This window comes from Leclercia sp. G3L (assembly GCF_021117075.1).
GTDB classification, from domain to species: domain Bacteria; phylum Pseudomonadota; class Gammaproteobacteria; order Enterobacterales; family Enterobacteriaceae; genus Enterobacter; species Enterobacter adecarboxylatus_C.
In genome coordinates this window covers 3,407,100-3,427,117 of sequence record NZ_CP088265.1, presented here as the reverse complement: position 1 = coordinate 3,427,117, position 20,018 = coordinate 3,407,100, and the positions used below count along the sequence as shown (strand labels likewise).

The 20,018-nt window shown below is 60.8% G+C and carries 17 protein-coding genes; 7 read left to right on the top strand and 10 right to left on the bottom strand.

Annotated elements, in window-relative coordinates; all coding sequences use genetic code 11:
• Positions 1 to 137 precede the first annotated feature (137 nt).
• From LRS40_RS17835 to LRS40_RS17820, 4 genes are read left to right on the top strand one after another with little or no spacing between them, the layout of a single operon-like run.
• Positions 138 to 1,790: an MFS transporter gene (locus tag LRS40_RS17835; RefSeq protein WP_370462874.1), complete on the top strand. Its 1,653-nt coding sequence runs from the start codon at positions 138 to 140 to the stop codon at positions 1,788 to 1,790.
• A 44-nt stretch (positions 1,791 to 1,834) separates the two neighbouring features.
• Positions 1,835 to 2,914 (top strand): HlyD family secretion protein, encoded by a 1,080-nt coding sequence (locus LRS40_RS17830; protein ID WP_142489655.1) that lies wholly within the window; start codon positions 1,835 to 1,837, stop codon positions 2,912 to 2,914.
• Positions 2,911 to 4,329, top strand: coding sequence for an efflux transporter outer membrane subunit (locus tag LRS40_RS17825; RefSeq protein ID WP_231312228.1), 1,419 nt, complete (start codon positions 2,911 to 2,913; stop codon positions 4,327 to 4,329). Before LRS40_RS17830 ends, LRS40_RS17825 begins: the two co-directional genes overlap by 4 nt.
• Before the next feature lie 52 nt (positions 4,330 to 4,381).
• Complete coding sequence (locus LRS40_RS17820; protein ID WP_231312227.1) at positions 4,382 to 5,041, top strand: O-methyltransferase; 660 nt, start codon at positions 4,382 to 4,384, stop codon at positions 5,039 to 5,041.
• Positions 5,042 to 5,120: 79 nt separating this feature from the next.
• Here the strand turns inward: LRS40_RS17820 and hrpA are convergent, their stop codons facing one another.
• Positions 5,121 to 9,023 carry an ATP-dependent RNA helicase HrpA gene (hrpA, locus tag LRS40_RS17815; protein ID WP_231312226.1) on the bottom strand — a complete coding sequence of 1,301 codons (3,903 nt, stop codon included), beginning with the start codon at positions 9,021 to 9,023 and terminating at the stop codon, positions 5,121 to 5,123.
• 203 nt (positions 9,024 to 9,226) lie between these two features.
• Between hrpA and azoR the strand changes: the two genes are divergently transcribed.
• The 3 genes from azoR (at position 9,227) to nadS (ending at position 10,687) form a co-directional block, all read left to right on the top strand.
• Positions 9,227 to 9,832 carry an FMN-dependent NADH-azoreductase gene (gene azoR / locus LRS40_RS17810; RefSeq protein WP_142489659.1) on the top strand — a complete coding sequence of 202 codons (606 nt, stop codon included), beginning with the start codon at positions 9,227 to 9,229 and terminating at the stop codon, positions 9,830 to 9,832.
• 236 nt (positions 9,833 to 10,068) lie between these two features.
• Positions 10,069 to 10,401, top strand: coding sequence for a type II toxin-antitoxin system RelE/ParE family toxin (locus tag LRS40_RS17805; protein WP_156263917.1), 333 nt, complete (start codon positions 10,069 to 10,071; stop codon positions 10,399 to 10,401).
• 1 nt (position 10,402) lies between these two features.
• Complete coding sequence (gene nadS / locus LRS40_RS17800; RefSeq protein ID WP_142489661.1) at positions 10,403 to 10,687, top strand: NadS family protein; 285 nt, start codon at positions 10,403 to 10,405, stop codon at positions 10,685 to 10,687.
• A gap of 656 nt (positions 10,688 to 11,343) precedes the next feature.
• Here the strand turns inward: nadS and paaY are convergent.
• From paaY to paaE, 9 genes are all read right to left on the bottom strand, one after another.
• A complete protein-coding gene (paaY, locus tag LRS40_RS17795) occupies positions 11,344 to 11,940 on the bottom strand; it encodes a phenylacetic acid degradation protein PaaY (RefSeq protein WP_142489662.1) in 597 nt (198 codons plus the stop codon).
• A 10-nt stretch (positions 11,941 to 11,950) separates the two neighbouring features.
• Positions 11,951 to 12,886 carry a phenylacetic acid degradation operon negative regulatory protein PaaX gene (gene paaX, locus LRS40_RS17790; protein WP_231312225.1) on the bottom strand — a complete coding sequence of 312 codons (936 nt, stop codon included), beginning with the start codon at positions 12,884 to 12,886 and terminating at the stop codon, positions 11,951 to 11,953.
• Between the two features lie 87 nt (positions 12,887 to 12,973).
• Positions 12,974 to 14,311 (bottom strand): phenylacetate--CoA ligase PaaK, encoded by a 1,338-nt coding sequence (gene paaK / locus LRS40_RS17785; protein WP_231312224.1) that lies wholly within the window; start codon positions 14,309 to 14,311, stop codon positions 12,974 to 12,976.
• Between the two features lie 39 nt (positions 14,312 to 14,350).
• The gene (gene pcaF, locus LRS40_RS17780) at positions 14,351 to 15,556 is read right to left on the bottom strand and encodes a 3-oxoadipyl-CoA thiolase (RefSeq protein ID WP_231312223.1); all 1,206 of its coding nucleotides are present in this window, start codon (positions 15,554 to 15,556) and stop codon (positions 14,351 to 14,353) included.
• Positions 15,556 to 15,978, bottom strand: a complete 423-nt coding sequence (gene paaI, locus LRS40_RS17775; RefSeq protein WP_156263921.1) for a hydroxyphenylacetyl-CoA thioesterase PaaI — start codon at positions 15,976 to 15,978, stop codon at positions 15,556 to 15,558. The genes pcaF and paaI overlap by 1 nt, the downstream gene beginning before the upstream one ends.
• Positions 15,968 to 17,392 (bottom strand): 3-hydroxyacyl-CoA dehydrogenase PaaH, encoded by a 1,425-nt coding sequence (gene paaH, locus LRS40_RS17770; protein WP_231312222.1) that lies wholly within the window; start codon positions 17,390 to 17,392, stop codon positions 15,968 to 15,970. Before paaH ends, paaI begins: the two co-directional genes overlap by 11 nt.
• A gap of 1 nt (position 17,393) precedes the next feature.
• The gene (paaG, locus tag LRS40_RS17765) at positions 17,394 to 18,179 is read right to left on the bottom strand and encodes a 2-(1,2-epoxy-1,2-dihydrophenyl)acetyl-CoA isomerase PaaG (RefSeq protein WP_231312221.1); all 786 of its coding nucleotides are present in this window, start codon (positions 18,177 to 18,179) and stop codon (positions 17,394 to 17,396) included.
• A 2-nt stretch (positions 18,180 to 18,181) separates the two neighbouring features.
• On the bottom strand, positions 18,182 to 18,949 hold the full coding sequence (gene paaF / locus LRS40_RS17760) for a 2,3-dehydroadipyl-CoA hydratase PaaF (protein ID WP_231312220.1): 768 nt from the start codon (positions 18,947 to 18,949) through the stop codon (positions 18,182 to 18,184).
• Positions 18,946 to 20,016: a 1,2-phenylacetyl-CoA epoxidase subunit PaaE gene (gene paaE, locus LRS40_RS17755; RefSeq protein ID WP_142489670.1), complete on the bottom strand. Its 1,071-nt coding sequence runs from the start codon at positions 20,014 to 20,016 to the stop codon at positions 18,946 to 18,948. Before paaE ends, paaF begins: the two co-directional genes overlap by 4 nt.
• Positions 20,017 to 20,018: the final 2 nt, after the last annotated feature.

The window sequence follows — 20,018 nt, the reverse complement described above, 5'->3', positions numbered from 1 at the left end:
ACAGAGGATCCCTCTGAAATATTTTCGCTCACATTTGCGTAACCTCGCATGATCATATTCACTTGAAACAGACTTTGCGTCAGACGTAGAATCATTAGCCCACTAACTATTTACAAAAACTATAGGTAATTATCGTTATGCGCCTGCCCCAGCGCGACCCCTATGCTCCTCGCGAGTGGCAGCCTCACGAAAAGCCAATGCTGTTAGGCTCCCCGTCCACCCCCCTGCACAGCACCCCGAAGCGCATCGCCTACGGGGTGGTGGGTCTGCTGGTCTGTCTGACCGGGGCGCTGGGCAATGCGATGGTCGCGGCCAACCTGCAAAATTTGCAGGGCACCTTCTCCGCCTGGTCCACCGAGATCGCCTGGCTGCCGGCGGTGTACGTGATGACCAACGTGTCGATAAACCTGCTGCTGGTGAAGTTTCGCCAGCAGTTTGGCCTGCGCGCCTTCACCGAAGGCTTTCTGGTGCTCTATGTGCTGGTGACCTTCTTTCACCTGTTCGTCAACGATCTCAGCTCGGCCCTGATGGTGCGCGCCGCCCACGGGATGGTGGCTGCGGCCCTCAGCTCGCTGGGGATCTACTATCAGATCCAGGCCTGGCCGGCGAAACATCGTCTGAAGGCCCTGACCATCGGCATCACCGGTTCGTCGCTGGCGATCCCCATTGCGCGGCTGTTCTCCACCGAACTGCTGCAGCTGGACGAGTGGCGCGGGCTCTACCTGTTTGAACTGGGCCTGGCGCTGATCTCGCTGGGCTGCGTGATCGCCCTCAAGCTGCCCCCTGGTGACCGGCGCAAGGTATTCGAGAAGAAAGATTTCATCACCTTTATCCTGCTGGCCCCGGGGATGGCGCTGCTGTGCGCGGTGCTGTCGCTGGGACGGCTCGACTGGTGGTTTGAAGCGCCGTGGATCGGCTGGTCGCTGGCGGGCTCGCTGGTGCTGATTGTCTCGGCGATTGTGTTTGAACATAACCGCAGCAACCCGCTGCTCAACACCCGCTGGCTCTCCAGCGGCAGCATTGTGCGCCTGGGGTTGATCATGCTGCTGATCCGCATCGTGCTGGCGGAACAGAACACCGGGGTGATCGGCTGGCTGCAGTATGTCGGCCTGCAGAATGAACAGATGACTCATCTGGCGTGGTCGATTTTTGCCGGGATCGTCTGCGGCATCGCCGCCAGCTGCCTGACCATCAAACCAACCAAACTCGCCTGGCCGATTATCACCTCGCTGGTGCTGATGATTATTGCCTCGCTGCTCGACAGCCAGTCCACCAGCCTCACCCGCCCGGATCAGCTGATGCTGAGCCAGTTCCTGCTCGGGTTCGGCAGCGCCTTCTTCCTCGCCCCGGCGATGCTGGCCGGAATTGGCGGCGTGGTTGCCGATCCGCGTAATCTGGTCAGTTTTTCGGTGCTGTTCGGCATGAGCCAGAACATCGGTGGTCTGCTGGGTTCTGCCATTCTCGGCACCTTTCAGACCTGGCGCGAGAAGTACCACTCCGGTCTGCTGGCCGAGCAGCTCACCAGCCTCAATCCGCTGGTGAATGAGCGGTTGCAGATCTACAGCCAGATGTACCGGAGCCAGATTGGCGACAGCGCCCTGCTGAGCACCCAGTCGGCGCTCCAGCTGCAGAACGCCAGCACGCTGGAGGCAAATATTCTCGCTTACAACGATACTTATCTTCTGACGGCTGGCATTGCCACCGCCACGCTGGTCTGGATTATATGGCGCTTGCTGCGGCTGCGCATCACTGCCCGTCTGGCGCTGAAAAAGGCCACCGGCAGTCAATAACGGTTATAAATAATAATGATTAATGTGTTTTATCAGGAGTGGTTATGAGTCAGCAGGATGCCTCCAGAGAGCAGGCCAATACCCGTAATAATCTGCGCGTGGTGTCGGTGTTCGCCGCCGCCGCGATCGGCATCGTTGGCGTGCTGGTGATCCTCTACGCCTGGCAGCTGCCGCCCTTTACCCGTCACGTTCAGTTCACCGATAACGCCTACGTGCGCGGCCAGACCACCTTTATCAGCCCGCAGGTCAACGGCTATATCACCGAAGTGAAGGTGCAGGATTTTGAGCAGGTGAAGAAAGGCGACCTGCTGCTGCAGATCGACGACCGTATCTACCGCCAGCGGGTGCACCAGGCTGAAGCCCAGCTGGCGATGAAAATCGCCACCCTGAATAACAACCTGCAACAGCGCAAAAGCGCCGAGGCGGTGATCCAGCGTAACGAGGCGGCGCTGAAAAACGCCCGCGCGCAGAGCCAGAAAACCCAGGCCGACTTAAAACGCGTGAAGGACCTTACCGCCGACGGCTCGCTGTCCATCCGCGAGCGGGATGCCGCCCTGGCGAGCGCCGCTCAGGGCAGCGCCGATATCGATCAGGCCAAAGCCACCCTGGAGATGTCGCGCCAGGATCTGCAAACCGCTATCGTCAACCGCGCCGCGCTGGAGGCCGACGTCGAGAACGCGAAGGCGGCCCTGGAGCTGGCCCAGATCGACCTGCAGAACACCCGCATCGTTGCCCCGCGTGACGGCCAGCTCGGACAGATCGCCGTGCGCTTAGGTGCCTATGTGACGGCCGGAACCCACCTCACTACCCTGGTGCCGCCGCAGCACTGGGTGATCGCCAATATCAAGGAGACCCAGCTGGCGAACCTGCGCGTCGGCCAGCCGGTGAAATTCACCGTCGACGCCCTGAACGACAGAGCCTATGAAGGCCGGGTGCAGAGCATTTCCCCCGCCACCGGGGTGGAGTTCAGCGCCATTACCCCGGATAACGCCACGGGGAACTTCGTCAAGATTGCCCAGCGCATTCCGGTGCGCATCGAGGTGCTGGGCAAGGCGGAGGACGCGGCGCGGCTGCGTCCGGGGATGTCGGTACAGGTGACGATTGATACCCGGGAGGCAGAATGATCCGCCGCCCGCTCACCGCCCTGCTGATTACCTCCGTCCTCAGCGCCTGCCAGTCGGTGGATGTCGCCCCGGCAAAACCGACATTGCAGATCCCCGCCCAGTGGCGGGCCAGCACCGGCCCCGCCAGCCCGGCAGAGCAGCAGTGGTGGCGCAACTTTCACGACAGCCAGCTCAATCACTATGTCGATCAGGCCCTGCGCAACAACAGCGACGTGCTGATCGCCCGGGAGCGGATCAACGAGTATCAGGCCCGGGTGTATGCCAGCGACAGTAACCTGTTTCCGACCCTGGAGGCCGATCTGAATGCCGGTCGCGCCCGCTCCCAGTCGGCGGCCACCGGTTTGCCCACCTATGGCGCACTGTACAAAGGCAGCCTGACCGCCAGCTATGACGTGGACATCTGGGGCGTGAACCGCCGCACCGCCGATGCCGCTCAGGCGACCCTCGAGGCGCAAAAAGCCGCCGCCGCCGCGGCAGATCTGACGGTGGCCTCCTCGGTAGCCTCGGGTTATGTCACTCTGCTGGCCCTGGACGAGCAGCTCCGGGTGACGCAGTCGACCCTCAAAGCGCGGGAAGAGGCCTTTAACCTGGCGCAACGGCAGTATCAGACCGGGTACAGCTCGCGTCTGGAGCTGATGCAGTCCGACTCCGAGCTGCGCTCGACGCGGGCGCAGATCCCGCAGGTGCAGAATCAGATAGCCCGTCAGGAGAACGCCCTGACCCTGCTGCTGGGGGGCAACCCCGGGGCCATCGCCCGTAGCGCGGATTTCGACACCCTGACCCCGCTGCGTATCCCGTCGCAGCTGCCCTCATCGCTCCTTAATCGCCGTCCGGATATTGTGCAGGCGGAACGCCAGCTGATCGCCGCCGATGCTACGCTTGCGGCCTCGCGCGCCAGCCTGCTGCCGTCGATCAACCTGACCGCCACCGGATCGATTCAGGATCGCACTCTGCCCGGCCTGCTGGACAACCCGCTGGAGCTGTGGAGCATCGGCGGCAGTATTCTGGCCCCGCTGCTGAACCGTCAGGCGCTGAACGCCCAGGTGGATATCGGCCAGTCGCAGCGTAACCAGGCGCTCTACAGCTATGAAAAAACCGTGCGCAACGCCTTTAAAGAGGTCAACGACAGCCTGGATGCCATCACCCGCTACGGCGAGCAGCTGACCGAGCTGGTGGCGCAGCAGGCGGTCGCCCAGGAGACGCTGCGGATCGCGCAGAACCGCTATAACAACGGCTATTCGTCCTATCTGGACGTGCTGGACGCCCAGCGCACGCTGTTCTCGGTGCAGACCAGCGTGGTGCAGGCGAAAAATAACCTGCTGCTGGCACAGATCGATCTGTATAAGGCGCTGGGGGGTGGATGGTCTGAAAACATGCCCGGTGGCGCTACGCTTACCGGGCCTACAGGATCTTAGGCCCGCGCAAGCGTAGCGCCGCCGGGCAAAGCTCTCACTAAGGGGTCAATCTATGCAACAACAGTGGTCTGCCGTAGATAATTACATGATTTCCGAGCTCATTCCTCAGGATGAGGTCCTCCAGCAGGTGCTTGAGAATAACCAGCGCGCCGGTTTACCGGCGCACGACGTCGCCGCCAATCAGGGCCAGCTGCTGGCGCTGTTTGTACGCATGACCCAGGCCAGGCGCATTCTGGAGATTGGCACCCTGGGGGCCTACAGCAGCATCTGGATGGCGCGCGCCCTGCCGCCGGACGGGCAGTTGGTAACTCTCGAGGCCGATCCGGTGCACGCGAAGGTTGCGCGCCAGAATATCCATCTGGCGGGGCTGGATTCGCGTATCGAGCTGATCGAAGGCCCGGCCCTGCTCTCCCTCGAACGCTTCGACAACATCCCACCCTTCGATCTGATCTTTATCGATGCCGACAAGCCGAATAATCCGGGCTATCTGGAGTGGGCCCTGCACTACTCCCGGCCGGGAACGTTGATTATCGGTGACAACGTGGTGCGCGACGGGGAGGTGATTAACGGCCAGAGCGATGATGCCCGGGTGCACGGCGTGCGGCGGTTTATCGAGATGATCGGGGATAACCCGCGTCTCACCGCGACGGCGTTGCAGACGGTGGGCGTGAAGGGGTGGGATGGGTTTACGCTGGCGATTGTGAACGGGTAGCAACAGCCGGGCGGCGCATTCGCTTGCCCGGCCTACAGGTTTCGTAGGCCCGGTAAGCGCAGCGCCACCGGGCATGGTTTTAGGCTGAGATCTGCTCCATCGCCTGCAAAATACGTTTGTCGGAGATGGGATACGGCGTTCCCAGCTGCTGGGCAAAGAAGCTGACGCGCAGCTCTTCGATCATCCAGCGGATCTCCTGCACGTCTTCGTCATCACGACGGGCGGGTGGCAGCTTGTTCAGCCACTGCTGCCAGCGCTGCTGCACGCTCTCTACCTTCAGCATCTGCGCCCGGTCGCGGTGCGGATCGATGGCCATTTTCTCCAGCCGTTTTTCAATCGCCTGCAGATAGCGCAGGGTATCCCCTAACCGCTTGTAGCCGTTGCCGGTGACAAACCCGCGATAGACCAGCCCGGCCATCTGGGCCTTGACGTCCGACAGCCCCAGCGCCATGGTCATATCCACCCGCCCTTTCAGGCGTTTGTTGATATTGAACACCGCGGTGAGAATCTGTTCCACCTGCTTCGCAATGTTGACCACCGTCTCGTTAAGCTCGGCGCGCACCCTGTCGTGCAGCTTCGCAAAGCCCTCTTCGGTCCACACCGGGCCGCCTGCGGCGTTGATGAGCTGGTCCACGCCGCAGGAGATGCAGTCGTCGATCAGATCCAGCACCTTGCCGTACGGGTTAAAGTAGAGGCCCAGCTTGGCTTTGTTCGGCAGCTTCTCGTGCAGATACTTGATCGGCGACGGGATGTTCAACAGCAGTAAACGGCGCAGCCCGCGCCACATCGCCTGCTGCTGCTCCTGCGGGTTATCAAACAGCTTGATCGCCACGCTGTCGCGCTCGTCCACCAGCGCCGGCCAGGCTTTCACCTTGTAGTTGCCGCGCTTCTGCTCGTAGCTTTCCGGCAGTTGACCAAAGCTCCAGATATGCAGCCCGCTCTGCTCGATACCGTCGTCGGCCACGGCAGAGAGGGTCTCCTGCACTTTGCCTTTAAGCGCCTCTTTCAGCTCGGTGAGGGAGCGCCCTTCCTGCAATTTCTTGTTCTTCTCGTCCACAACGCGGAAGCTGATTTTCAGGTGATCGGGCACCTGATCCCAGTGCCAGTCCTCCCGGTCGATAGTCACGCCCGTCATCCGGCGCAGCTCCCGCTCCAGCGAATCCAGCAGCGGCAGCTCCAGCGGGGTCACGCGGCCTAAAAACGCCTCGGCGTAGTTCGGCGCAGGAACAAAGTTGCGGCGCACCGGCTTCGGCAGGGATTTGATCAGGGCAATAATCAGCTCCCGGCGCAGGCCGGGAATTTGCCACTCAAAACCGCTCTCTTCCACCTGGTTGAGCAGCGGAAGCGGAATGTGAACGGTCACGCCGTCGGCATCGGTGCCCGGTTCAAACTGGTAGCTCAGGCGCAGCTTGAGATTGCCCTGATGCCAGAAGTTCGGGTAATCGAGCTTGCTGACCTGCTCCGCCCCCTCTTTGATCAACATGCTCTTTTCAAAGTTGAGCAGATCCGGGGTTTCGCGGCTGACCTTTTTCCACCAGCTGTCGAAGTGGCGGGCCGACACCACATCGTGGCTGATGCGCTGGTCGTAAAACTCAAACAGCGTCTCGTCATCCACCAGGATGTCGCGACGACGGGTTTTGTGCTCCAGCTCTTCCACTTCGCTGCGCAGCTTCAGGTTTTCCCGGAAGAAGGCGTGACGGGTCTGCCAGTCGCCCTCCACCAACGCGTGGCGGATAAACAGCTCGCGTGACAGCACAGGGTCGATCTGGCTGTAGTTGACCTTACGCGCGGCAACGACCGGCAGGCCGTAGACGGTGACCTTCTCGGTCGCCATCACCGCGCCCTGGGCACGCTCCCAGTGCGGTTCACTGTACGAGCGTTTCAGCAGATGCTGGGCCACCGGCTCGACCCACTCCGGATCGATGCGCGCGGCAATGCGGCCCCACAGGCGGCTGGTCTCCACCAGCTCGGCCACCATCGTCCACTTCGGCGGCTTTTTGAACAAACCGGAGCCCGGGAAGATGGAGAAACGGGCGTTACGCGCGCCGGTAAACTCCTGCTTATCGGCATCTTTCATCCCGATATGCGACAGCAGACCGGTCAGCAGCGCGATGTGAATTTCGCGATACTCCGCCGGCTCGCTGTTCACCGGAATGCCCAGCTCCTTCACCACCTGACGCAGCTGGGTATAGATATCCTGCCACTCGCGCACCCGCAGGTAGTTGAGGAAATCGAGCTTGCACTGGCGGCGGAACTGGTTCGACGACAGGGCTTTCTGCTGTTCGCCGATGTAGTTCCAGAGGTTCACAAAGGCGAGGAAGTCGGACTCTTTGTCATGGAAGCGGCGGTGCTTCTCGTCGGAGGCCTGCTGCTTGTCCATCGGGCGTTCGCGCGGATCCTGGATGGAGAGCGCCGAGGTGATGATCATCGCCTCACGCACGCAGCCGTGTTTTTGCGCCTCCAGCACCATCCGCGCCAGACGCGGGTCCACCGGCAGCTGGCTGAGCTGACGACCCTGCGGGGTCAGCTTGTAGGCGGTGGCCTGCTCGTCGGTGGTGATGGCCCCCAGCTCTTCCAGCAGGCGGACGCCGTCCTGGATATTGCGTTTATCCGGCGCTTCGACGAACGGGAAGGCGGCGATGTCGCCCAGCCCCAGCGCGGTCATCTGCAGGATGACCGATGCCAGGTTGGTACGCAGAATTTCCGGGTCGGTAAATTCCGGACGCGACAGGAAATCGTCTTCCGAATAGAGACGAATACAGATCCCTTCCGAGACGCGGCCGCAGCGGCCTTTACGCTGGTTGGCGGAGGCCTGGGACACCGGCTCAATCGGCAGGCGCTGCACTTTGGTGCGGTAGCTGTAGCGGCTGATACGCGCCGTGCCGGGGTCGATGACATATTTAATGCCCGGTACGGTCAGCGAGGTTTCCGCCACGTTGGTCGCCAGCACGATGCGGCGGCCGCTGTGGGACTGGAACACGCGGTTCTGCTCGCTGTTAGACAGACGGGCATACAGCGGCAGGATCTCGGTATGGCGCAGGTCGCGCTTGCTCAGCGCGTCGGCGGTATCGCGGATTTCGCGTTCGCCGCTCATAAAGATCAGAATATCGCCCGGGCTTTCGTTCCCCAGCTCGTCCACCGCGTCGAAGATGGCCTGTAGCTGGTCGCGCTCGGTATCGTCGGCGTCTTCGACCATCGGGCGATAACGCACCTCTACCGGATAGGTACGACCGGAGACTTCGATGATCGGCGCATTGTTAAAGTGGCGCGAAAAACGTTCCGGGTCGATGGTGGCCGAGGTGATGATCACTTTCAGATCCGGGCGACGCGGCAGCAGTTCCCGCAGATAACCCAGCAGGAAGTCGATGTTCAGGCTGCGCTCGTGCGCTTCATCGATGATGATGGTGTCGTACTGCATCAGCAGACGGTCCTGCTGAATTTCGGCCAGCAGGATCCCGTCGGTCATCAGCTTGACCATGGTGTTGTCGCTGACGTGATCGCTGAAGCGCACCTTATAGCCGATACAGCCGCCCGGCTCGGTTTGCAGCTCTTCGGCAATACGGTTCGCCACGGTACGTGCCGCCAGACGCCGCGGCTGGGTATGGCCGATCAGGCCTTTGATCCCGCGCCCCAGCTCCATACAGATTTTCGGCAGCTGGGTGGTTTTACCGGAGCCGGTCTCCCCCGCCACAATCACCACCTGGTGGTCGCGCACGGCTTCGAGAATTTCCTGTTTCTTCTGGCTGACGGGCAGGTTTTCCGGATAGGTAATCGCCGGACGCGCGGCTTCGCGCAGCACGACCTTACCCGCCGCCTGTTCGATCTCTTTCGCCATCTCCTGGTAGATAGCCTGTTGTGCATCAGGATTTTTAACCTTCTTGACCCCGTGCAGACGGCGGGCAAACCGCTGTTTGTCACGCAGCATCAGCGATTCCAGCTGTTGCATCAGCATCGGGAAGGTTAATTTCTGTTGTTCTGTCATAGCGTTAACGGGCAGTGCACTGCCGGATAAAATCTCTTTTTAATGATTGATATAGAGTACCACATCGGTGGTTTTTGCGCCTTATTCAAAAAATTCGAACATAGGCTTCGATATATTGCGCTATCCCTGCGACAGGATTGTGAATAGAGTGTCAGCAAGCAACGGGGCAACCCCCCTCATCAAATACAAAAAAGGAATCACCCATGAGCAAAGTATTAGTTCTTAAATCCAGTATTCTGGCAGGGTACTCTCAGTCTGGTCAGCTGTCTGATTATTTCGTTGAGCAGTGGCGTGAACAGCACAGCGGTGACGAAATCACCGTCCGCGATCTGGCCGCTCAGCCAATCCCGGTACTGGATGGTGAACTGGTTGGTGCCCTGCGTCCGAGCGATGCGCCACTGACCCCACGTCAGCAGGAAGCGCTGGCGCTGTCCGATGAGCTGATTGCCGAGCTGAAAGCGCACGACGTGATCGTGATTAACGCCCCGATGTACAACTTCAACATCCCGACCCAGCTGAAAAACTACTTCGACCTGGTGGCGCGCGCTGGCGTAACCTTCCGCTACACCGAGAAAGGCCCTGAAGGCCTGGTGACCGGTAAACGTGCAATTGTGCTCTCCAGCCGCGGCGGTATTCACAAAGATACCCCAACCGACCTGATTGCCCCGTACCTGTCCGTGTTCCTGGGCTTTATCGGCATCACCGACGTGAACTTCGTGTTCGCTGAAGGTATCGCTTACGGTCCGGAAGTGGCGACCAAAGCGCAGAACGACGCGAAAGCCGCGATCGACAGCCTGGTGGCTGCATAAGATTTCCCACTCCCACCGCCCGGTGGGAGTTTTTTATTCCCCCTGCCTTCCCCTCATCTTTACGAGACGCCTCGTAGAATCAGCACGCTTTTCAGCACTATATCCCCACACTTCATACAATGCCGACGAGTAGCAGAGGTCATTTGAGTTGACTCAAGCTCTGACAGCAAAATATTTATGGACCTGTACTATGTACACTAAAAGGTGTACATGGTACCTTACATGGAGTGAGAATCGTGTGCCATTCAATAGAATTTATCGAGACATCACTGTTTACACGGCAGATCAAACAGATTGCTACAGATGATGAACTCCTGGCGCTACAGAGAGAGCTGATTGCATTTCCGGACAAAGGTGATGTCATCCAGCATACCGGTGGGCTGCGAAAAGTCCGGATGGCAACGGGTACTCAGGGGAAAAGCGGTAGCGCCAGGGTGATTTACCTCCTGGCGACACGGGAGATTATCTGGCTGGTGCTCGCTTATCCGAAAAGCGCCAAAGAGAATCTGACTGATGCGGAAAAGGCTGAACTAAAAAAGCTGACAACCTTACTGAAAAACGAGGTCTAAAATGAATTTTTTTGACGAGCTGAAAACGTCCCTGGAAGAGGCAGTCGACATCAAAAACGGCACCAAAGCCCCTGCCCGCGTTACCCGCTATGAGATTGCCGATGTCAAAGCGATCAGAGAGCAGCTTAACGTTTCCCAGGCGGAAATGGCAAAAGCGCTGGGCACCAGCGTCGATACCATCAAAAGCTGGGAATCCAGACGGCGTAACCCAACCGGCCTTGCGGCAAAAGTACTGGCCACTATCCAGGCGAACCCCGCATTCTTTTACGAACTGGCTGCACATTAAATGGTCGTTTTTACGCCAGCAAAGCGGAGCGGGAAATACCGCAGCAGAAATGAAAAAGCCCCAGCGCTATATTGCCGGGGCTTTTAGGGTACTACCAAATTAATAATTAACATTCATCAACTTAATTACACACTACAACTTCAAAGATGTACGTATTCTCACAGGATTACCGATAAAACAAGTTAACGCTACCTCCTCTGATAAGTATGTGAAATAACATCATGTCCTGTCGTGTACATCACCCACGCGATATATACTCTTGATGCGTTGCCTTAATTGCGTCGCGATATTCTTAACGCCATACTTACGTCCCCGGATCGCGACCATTACTCTTTGAAACAAGGCCTTACATCATCGCGTTGACTTCCCCATCATGCGATCGTACTGATTTACTGCATGGCCTGAAAGCGTGTTCACACTGGCGTTTACTTATTACCAGGACCCAAACTACACTACTTCGTGGCCTTTATCGCATCTCATTACTGCTTTATTACCGCACCGTTAAGCATTTATTTCTCTCCGGTGCTGAGTTCTAATTTACTCATTATAGATGCACTGTCAACACCCGAATCACGCACTGTTATATTTTATTGTTTAATATCATTAAAACAGATAATTACGTGATCGCGATCTCGTTTGGGAAGGCGTTTAGCCGCTCAGCTGGACGATTTCGGGCGCAGATTCTCATCAAACACCAGCCGCTTACGATCCGGCTCCACCTCGTGCAGCGGCTCGACCTGGTGCATCGTCTGTTTGCAACGTTCAACCAGCGTCTGATACTCCCGGGTGCCCTGCTTCTTCCACTCTTTTTCCTGCTCGCTCAGGACGCGAATCGCTTTGGCCGGGCTGCCGATGATCAGATGGTCGGCTGGCATTTCCGCTTTCGCTTTCACAAACGCGGCGGCGCCGACAATGCTGTTTTCGCCAATCACCGCCCCGTCGATGATCACCGCATTCATCCCCACCAGCGCATTCCGGCGGATGATGCAGCCATGCAGAATGGCACCATGACCGATGTGCCCCTCTTCCTCCACCACCGTGTCCTGTTCCGGGAAACCGTGCATGATGCAGTTATCCTGAATATTGGCCCCGTCCTTCACCACAATACGGCCAAAATCACCGCGCAGGCTGGCGTTGGGCCCCACGTAGACGCCCTTGCCGAGGATCACATCGCCAATCAGCACCGCGGTCGGGTGGACATAACTCTCTGGCGGAACGACCGGGGTCATCCCATCGATTTGATATACAGGCACATTACCTCCTTTACGCAGGCGTCAGGCCGCCGAAGCGTTGCCAGTATGAAGAGCCCGGCGATGGCAGTTCGCCAACGCTGGTCTCCCCTTTATCACTGACAAACGCCAGCGCGCCTGGCGCCACGCGCTGATAAATGTTGATGCACAGCTGGCGGGCCGTCTGGCCTGCCCAGTGCGATGGGAGTAACTCTTCCGGCAGGAGCGGGTCCTTGAGCACCACCCGGCGGTAAAAATGGATCAGTAAAAGCTGGATCTGGAAGCAGCGTTCCGGCGTCAGCTCCTCCGGGGTGGCTTCACGCAGCAGCGGCAGCAGCGGCCGGAACGAGTCGATGAAGGTTTCATACATGACGTTCTGCTCGCTGAGCTGCCAGCACTCCTCCACCCGCGAGCGCAGCGCGGCGCGGGAAAGCGCCAGCGGCGAGTGCGCCTCAAAGCAGATCACGTTCTCGGCCACGCCCGCCTCGTGCAGCAGGGTCTGTACGTCCGCCAGCTGTTGCGACGGCGAAGCCATCAGGCTGGGCCCCAGAGTGCCGAAGCCCTGCCAGATGAGCTGTTTTTTCACATCCGCCAGCGTGGCTTTGTCCATCCCTTCGGACAGCAGCAGCAGCCATTTGCCGTCCCAGGCCGGAAGCTCGGCGCGATAAATTTTCGCCTCTGCCCGCCGGGTCAAGCGCAGCCCTTTGTCGCTTAGCCGGTAAAAGCTGCGTCTGCCGATGCGGATCACATCCAGCCAGCCCTCCTTGTTCAGGCGGAACAGCGCGGTGCGCACGAAGCGCTCGCCAAATCCCATCCCTTCCAGCAGGGCCGCCAGGCTACCCAGCCAGACTTCCCCGCCGCGATGGGAGAGCGCATCACCGTACAAGGAGGAGATCAACGACGTGCCGCTGACGGGAACGGAGCTGACCGCGTGCTGAATAAAGGCGTCGAGTTTACTCATGTGATTCATTCTGTTGTGATTATTATTCCGGATGAATCATAGCATAGCGCCAAAAGCCTGACCCTCCCCAATACGGAGAGGGTCAGCAGGCGGCGGTTAGCCGTTGGCGGCGGCCTTGCGCAGGTCGAAGACGCGGCAGGCTTTGCCTTCGGAACGCGGGATGCTGCCGCAGTTCACAATGGTTACGTCGGTGGAGATCCCCACCATCGATTTGATGCGGTGGCGCAGCTCATGGCACACATGGCAACGCTGTTCGTGGGTCAGCGTCAGGCTGCTCTCTTTCAGCTCCACCTTCACCGAAAGCGAATCAAGATGGCCCCGGCGATTCACTTCCAGCTGGTAGTGCGGCGACAGATGTTCGAACTTGACGATCTCCTCTTCCAGCTGGGACGGGAAGACGTTTACGCCTCGGATGATCAGCATGTCATCGCTGCGACCGCTGATGCGATCCATCCTGCGCATGGTGCGGGCGGTGCCCGGCAGCAGGCGGGTCAGGTCGCGGGTGCGGTAGCGGATCACCGGCAGCGCCTCTTTGGTCAGGGTGGTGAACAGCAGTTCGCCCTGCTCACCGTCGGCCAGCGGCGTGCCGTCGTTCGGGTTGACGATCTCCGGGTAGAAGTGATCTTCCCAGATGGTCGGGCCGTCGGCGGTTTCGATACACTCCATCGCCACGCCCGGGCCCATCACTTCGGACAGGCCGTAGATGTCGAGCGCGGTGATCCCAAGGCGCTTCTCGATTTCGCGGCGCATCGCCAGGGTCCAGGGCTCGGCGCCAAAGACGCCGACGCGCAGGGAGCACTGGCTGGCATCGCCGCCCATCTGGCGCTCAAGCTCTTCGATCAGGTTCAGGCAGTAGGATGGCGTCACCATGATCATGTCCGGCTGGAAATCGCGGATCAGCTGGGCCTGTTTCTCGGTCTGACCGCCGGACATCGGGATCACCGTCGCGCCTAACCGCTCGGCCCCGTAGTGAGCACCCAGCCCGCCGGTGAACAGGCCATAGCCGTAGGCGACGTGGATTTTGTCCTTCGCACTGCCACCGGCGGCGCGCAGGGAGCGAGCCACAATGTTGGCCCAGTTATCAATATCGTTTTGCGTGTAGCCGACCACGGTCGGTTTCCCGGTGGTGCCCGAGGAGGCATGAATACGCACCACCTGCTCCATCGGCACCGCGAAGGTGTCGAACGGATAGTTGTCACGCAGATCCTGTTTGGTGGTGCACGGGAACTTGCGAATATCCGCGAGCTCTTTGAAATCGTCAGGGTGGACCCCCGCCGCATCAAACTTGCGTTTGTACATCGGGACGTTGTTATAGGCGTGTTCCAGCGTCCACTTCATGCGCTGGGTTTGCAGGGCCTGCAGCTCATCCAGGGAGGCGGTTTCGATCGGGTCAAGCTGAGTGGCCGCTGTCGTTGTCGTTGTCGCTGCTGTCATTGTGATTGTCATTGTAGGGTACTCACTTTTTATAATTGTTCAGACACGCTCAAGGATCATGGCAATGCCCTGACCGACACCAATGCACATCGTGCAGAGCGCATAGCGCCCTTTACGACGATGCAGCTCGTTGCTGGCGGCCAGCGCCAGACGGGCCCCGCTCATTCCCAGCGGATGGCCCAGGGCAATGGCGCCCCCGTTAGGGTTCACATGGGGAGCATCGTCCGGCAGCCCCAGCTCGCGCAGTACGCCCAGCGCCTGCGAAGCAAAGGCTTCGTTCAGTTCGATAACGTCCATATCGTTGATGCTCAGACCGGCACGCTCCAGCACGCGGCGGGTGGCAGGCACCGGGCCCAGCCCCATCAGGCGCGGTTCAACACCGGCAGTCGCCATCGCCACGATGCGGGTACGCGGCGTTAAGCCCTGCGCTGCGGCCATCTCTTCGCTGGCGATAATCAGCGCCGCGGCACCGTCGTTCACGCCGGACGCGTTGCCCGCGGTGACTACGCCCCCGGCGCGGAACGGCGCTTTCAGCCCGGCCAGCATCTCCAGGGTGGTGTCCGGGCGCAGATGCTCGTCATGCATGACTTCGGTCACTGCCCCTTTTTTGCCTTTAATCATCACCGGGACGATCTCCTGGGCCAGGATGCCGTTGGCCTGGGCCTGGGCGGTGCGCTGCTGGCTGCGATAAGCAAAGGCGTCCTGGTCCTCGCGGGAAATCCGTAACAATTCTGCTACATTCTCTGCCGTTTCCGGCATGCTGTCAGAACCGAATTGCTGGGCCATAAGCGGGTTCACAAAACGCCAGCCGATGGTGGTATCAAAAATCTCATTCTGACGCTGGAAGGCGCTGGTGGCTTTGCCCATCACGAAGGGCGCGCGGGACATCGACTCCACGCCACCGGCAATCATCAGGTCGCCATCACCGGCACGAATGGCGCGGGCGGCAAAGCCCAGCGCATCGAGGCCGGAGCCGCACAGGCGGTTCAGCGTAGTGCCGGAGACGGTCTGCGGCAGCCCGGCCAGCAGCAGGGACATTCGCGCCACGTTGCGGTTGTCCTCCCCCGCCTGGTTGGCGCAGCCAAAAATCACGTCATCAATACGTTCCGCGTCCAGCCCCGGGTTACGCACCAGCAGCTCGCGCAGCGGGATAGCGCCCAGATCGTCCGCGCGCACGCCGGACAATGCCCCGGCATAGCGGCCGATGGGGGTACGGATCCCGTCACAAATAAAGGCGTCACGCATTATGCTTCTCCTGTAATAGTGCCGCCGATGCGGTGGGATTTCCCACGGAACAGGGCAACGGTTTTCTGCTGTTGGTTAACAATTTCAATGTCGTACACGCCGGTCTGTTTCCCCTGATGGCGCACCTGCGCGGTGGCGGTGAGCCTGTCGTGGGCAAAGGCCGGACGCACAAAATCGATGGTGCAGCCCGAGGCCACCGCCGCCAGCCCCTGGCTGTTGCAGGCGTAGGCGAAGGCGGTGTCGGCAAGGGTAAACAGCTGGCCGCCGTGGCAGCTTTTGTGGCCGTTGAGCATCTGCGGCGTGACGGTCATGGTCAGTACTGCCATGCCCTCATCCATCTCAATAATGTCGATGCCATAGGCCTGGGCGCAGGCGTCGTTTTCATACATGGCGCGGGCGTTGCGCCAGGCGTTATGACTCATAGCTACTCTCCAGAAGCGCACGCTGGCGCAGCAGGGATGACGGGCGATAGCGTTCTTCACCGTAGTGGCGTTGCAGGTTTTCCAGCAGGCGCAGCAGACGCTGCCAGCCAAGCTGTTCTCCCCAGGCCAGCGGGCCACGCGGGTAGTTCACCCCGAGGCGCATGGCGGTATCGATATCCTGTTCACTGGCAACCCCTTTTTGCAGGGCATCGAGCGCTTCGTTGACGATCATCGCCACCGTGCGCCAGATCAGCAGGCCGGGATAATCGGCCACCTGCAGGACGCGCTTGCCCTGCTGTTGCAGGTGCCACACCGCTTTCAGGGTGGCGGAGGCCGGATTGCTGGCCGCAGCCGCAATGACGGCGACATCCCCTTCCTGACGATCGCACACCACCACCGGCTGGCCGTAACGGTTCGCCAGCGCCTGGGCGGTCTCGCCCTGGGTCTCGATCAGCAGCAGGCCGTCAATTTCGGTGACACCGTCACTTCTCCGCTGGACCTGCATCGCACTGTAGGTATCGCTGACGGGCTCCAGCCAGTTCACGGCAGGCTTCTCGCTGCGCCAGCTGTAGACGCCCTGCCCGCTCTTCCTGCCGAAGCGCCCGGCCAGGACCAGCTCCTGCTGCACCAGCGACGGCAGAAAACGGCGCTCCTGCCAGAAGGCGTTGAATACCGAACAGGTGACGGCGAAGTTGACGTCCTGGCCTATCATGTCGGTCAGCTCCAGCGGCCCCATCGGGAAGCCCGCGCCGTCGCGCAGCGCGGCGTCGATAACTTCCGGGGCGGCAACCTGCTCTTCCAGGGCCCGCCAGGCTTCGGCATAGTACGGACGCGCCACGCGGTTGACGATAAAGCCCGGGGTGGACTGGCAGCGCACCGGCTGTTTACCCCAGTTCACCGCCAGCTGGCTCAGCTGTTCCACCACTTCCCCGGAGGTCGCCAGCCCGCTCACCACCTCCACCAGCTTCATCACCGGGGCCGGGTTAAAGAAGTGCAGCCCGGCCACGCGCTCGGGGTGGCGCAGGTCGGCGGCAATGGCGGTAATGGAAATAGAGGAGGTATTGCTGGTCAGCAGCGTTTTGGCCGGGCAGATCTCCGCCAGCTGGGCAAAGAGCGCTTTTTTGACCGCCATCTGCTCGGAAGCGGCTTCGATCACCAGGTCGGCCGCCGCCAGGGCGTGAATATCGGTCACCGGCATCAGGCGCTGGAGCGTCTGCTCGCTCGCCTGAGCGCTCAGCTTGCCGCCCGCCACGCGGGACTCAAGCCGGGTGCGCATCCCGTCGATGGCGCGGCAAATCGCGTCGGCATTGATGTCATACACCAGCACCGGATGGCCGTAGCTGGCCGCCACTTCGGCGATCCCGGCCCCCATGATGCCGCTGCCAATCACCGCCACGGTATGAATTGTCGTCATCTTATTTCCCCGTAAACTGCGGCGCGCGCTTGTTCAGGAAGGCGCTGACGCCTTCACGGTAGTCGGCGCTGCGTCCGGCCAGGCGCTGATAGTCGCGCTCCAGATCCAGCTGGGCATCAAGGGTGTTGGTTTCGGCGGCGTTGATCGCCTGCTTGATCAGTCCCAGGCCAAAGGTTGGCTGCGATGCCAGATGCACGGCCAGCTGGCGGGCGGTGTCGGTGAGTTCGGCGTCATCCACCACCTGCCAGATCATCCCCCAGGCATGGGCCTGCTCGGCGCTGATTTTCTCCCCCAGCAGGGCCAGACCCATGGCCCGGGCGCGGCCGGTCAGGCGCGGCAGCAGCCAGGTCCCGCCGGAATCCGGCACCAGACCGAGCTTGCTGAAGGCCATCACAAAGTTCGCCGAGCGGGCGGCAATGACGATATCGCAGCCCAGCGCCAGGGTGGCTCCGGCTCCGGCGGCGACGCCGTTGACCGCGCAGATCACCGGCTTAGGCAGTTTTGCCAGGCGCTTAACCAGCGGGTTGTAAAATTTCTCCACCGACATCCCGAGGTCCGGCGCGGGGCTGTTCGGGTCGACGTTGCGGTCGTTAAGATCCTGCCCGGCGCAAAAGCCGCGCCCGGCCCCGGTCACCAGCAGGCAGCGGATGCTGTCGTCGCGCTCGGCCTGGGTCAGGCACGCCGCCAGCTGCTGATGCATCTCCTCGTTAAAGCTATTGAGACGCTCCGGGCGGTTCAGGGTGATCGTCATGACCCCCTGCTCAACGTGACTCAGAATGAAATCCATGGTTAGCGTCCTTTAAATTCGGGGGTGCGTTTTTGCAGGAAGGCATCAATGCCCTCGCGGCGATCGTCGGTGGCCGCCAGCAGGGTAAAGAGCTGACGCTCCTGGGCCAGCCCGGCCTGCAGGGCCACCTCCTGAGACTGGCGTAACGCCTGCTTCGCCGCCTGCAATGCCAGCGGCGAGTGGCGCGCCATCAGCCCTGCCTGCCGGAGGGCATATTCCAGGGTCAGGGATTCGGGATAAACGTCGCTCACCAGGCCCGCGGCCAGGGCCTGACGGGCGGTGATGCTTTCGCCGGTCAACACCATTTTGCTGGCGAGGGATTTGCCGACGCTGCGGATCAGGCGCTGGGTCCCGCCCGCGCCCGGCATAATGCCCAGCGTAATTTCCGGCAGACCGAAACGGGCGTTTTCCCCGGCAATCACCACATCGCACAGCAGCGCCAGCTCGCAGCCCGCGCCCAGCGCGTAGCCATTCACGGCGGCAATCAGCGGTTTGCTGAAGGCGTTGATCCGCGCCCACAGCTGCGGGCGAATGTCGTTCAGGGTGGCGGCCAGATCTTTTTCGGCCATCTCGTTGAGATCGGCCCCGGCAGCAAAGCAGCGTTCGTTGCCGGTAATCACGCACACCGAGATCTCGCTGTCTGCTGCGGCGGCTTCCAGGGTGGTCGCCAGCTCGCTCAGCAGGGCATTGTTCAGGGCGTTGCGCGCCGCCGGGCGGTTCAGGGTCAGGTGCAGCACCCGCCCCTGACGGGTGATAATCAGGTCGCTCATGCCATCCCCTTCGCGTCGAAGTCCACCACCACGTCGCTGGTCAGCGGCAGGGCCTGGCAGCTCAGAACGTAGCCCGCCGCCAGTTCGTCCGGCTCGAGGCTGTAGTTGGTGACCATGTCCACCTTTCCACGCACCACTTTGCATTTGCAGGTGGCGCAGACCCCGCCTTTACAGGCATACGGCAGATCCGCGCCCTGACGCAGGGCGGCGTCAAGAATGCTTTCGTCGTCAGCGGTGAGGACGATCTCGCGGTCACGTCCGTCCTGACGCACCGTCACTTTCTGCCCTTCCACCTGCACGGTGTGGGCGCGTTTCACGCTGGTCCCCGGGGTGTTAAAGCGTTCCAGATGCAGCGATTTTTCCGGCATCCCCAGCGCTTTCAGCGCCAGCTCAGCTTCGTCCATCATTGCCGCCGGGCCGCAGATAAAGGCTTCGTCAAACTGGCTGAAGTCGATTAAGTGTTTCGCCAGCGCCTGGAGCTTTTCACCGTCGATGCGGCCATGCAGCAGCTCGCTGTCCAGCGTCTCCTGGCTGAAGATGTTCACCACCTGGAGGCGCGTCGGGTAGCTGTCCTTCAGGTCGGCCAGCGCCTGGCGAAACATCATGCTCTGGCTGCTGCGGTTGCCGTAAATCAGGGTGAACTGGCTGTTCGGTTCGGTTTTAAGGGTGCTGGAGATGATCGCCAGCATTGGGGTGATGCCGGACCCGGCGGCAATCGCCAGGTAGCAGCCCTCCCGCTCTGCCAGCGGCTGGTAGCCAAAATGGCCCTGGGGCACCATCACCTCCAGCGCCATCCCCTGTTTGATCTCATCCCGGGCATAGCGCGAGAAGCGTCCGCCGTCGATGGCTTTCACCGCTACGCTGATCTCGCCCGGCTGAACGCTGCGGCAGATGGAGTAGCAGCGACGCAGCTCTTCGCCCGCGAGATGGGCCTTCAGGGTCAGATGCTGGCCGGGACGGAAGCGATACGCCTCCTGCAACGCCCGGGGAACCGCGAAGGTGATGGTCACCGCATCGCGGGTTTCGGGTTCTACTTTTGCCACCGTTAAGGAATGAAACGTTGTCATGG

What these genes read in the sequence shown, in the direction of transcription:
- pcaF (WP_231312223.1), bottom strand. Translation starts at nt 15,556, where the DNA reads ATGCGTGACGCCTTTATTTGTGACGGGATCCGTACCCCCATCGGCCGC.
- paaK (WP_231312224.1), bottom strand. Translation starts at nt 14,311, where the DNA reads ATGACAGCAGCGACAACGACAACGACAGCGGCCACTCAGCTTGACCCG.
- paaF (WP_231312220.1), bottom strand. Translation starts at nt 18,949, where the DNA reads ATGAGCGACCTGATTATCACCCGTCAGGGGCGGGTGCTGCACCTGACC.
- paaG (WP_231312221.1), bottom strand. Translation starts at nt 18,179, where the DNA reads ATGGATTTCATTCTGAGTCACGTTGAGCAGGGGGTCATGACGATCACC.
- paaE (WP_142489670.1), bottom strand. Translation starts at nt 20,016, where the DNA reads ATGACAACGTTTCATTCCTTAACGGTGGCAAAAGTAGAACCCGAAACC.
- paaX (WP_231312225.1), bottom strand. Translation starts at nt 12,886, where the DNA reads ATGAATCACATGAGTAAACTCGACGCCTTTATTCAGCACGCGGTCAGC.
- LRS40_RS17835 (WP_370462874.1), top strand. Translation starts at nt 138, where the DNA reads ATGCGCCTGCCCCAGCGCGACCCCTATGCTCCTCGCGAGTGGCAGCCT.
- hrpA (WP_231312226.1), bottom strand. Translation starts at nt 9,023, where the DNA reads ATGACAGAACAACAGAAATTAACCTTCCCGATGCTGATGCAACAGCTG.
- LRS40_RS17825 (WP_231312228.1), top strand. Translation starts at nt 2,911, where the DNA reads ATGATCCGCCGCCCGCTCACCGCCCTGCTGATTACCTCCGTCCTCAGC.
- paaI (WP_156263921.1), bottom strand. Translation starts at nt 15,978, where the DNA reads ATGAGTCATAACGCCTGGCGCAACGCCCGCGCCATGTATGAAAACGAC.
- nadS (WP_142489661.1), top strand. Translation starts at nt 10,403, where the DNA reads ATGAATTTTTTTGACGAGCTGAAAACGTCCCTGGAAGAGGCAGTCGAC.
- LRS40_RS17820 (WP_231312227.1), top strand. Translation starts at nt 4,382, where the DNA reads ATGCAACAACAGTGGTCTGCCGTAGATAATTACATGATTTCCGAGCTC.
- LRS40_RS17830 (WP_142489655.1), top strand. Translation starts at nt 1,835, where the DNA reads ATGAGTCAGCAGGATGCCTCCAGAGAGCAGGCCAATACCCGTAATAAT.
- azoR (WP_142489659.1), top strand. Translation starts at nt 9,227, where the DNA reads ATGAGCAAAGTATTAGTTCTTAAATCCAGTATTCTGGCAGGGTACTCT.
- paaH (WP_231312222.1), bottom strand. Translation starts at nt 17,392, where the DNA reads ATGACGACAATTCATACCGTGGCGGTGATTGGCAGCGGCATCATGGGG.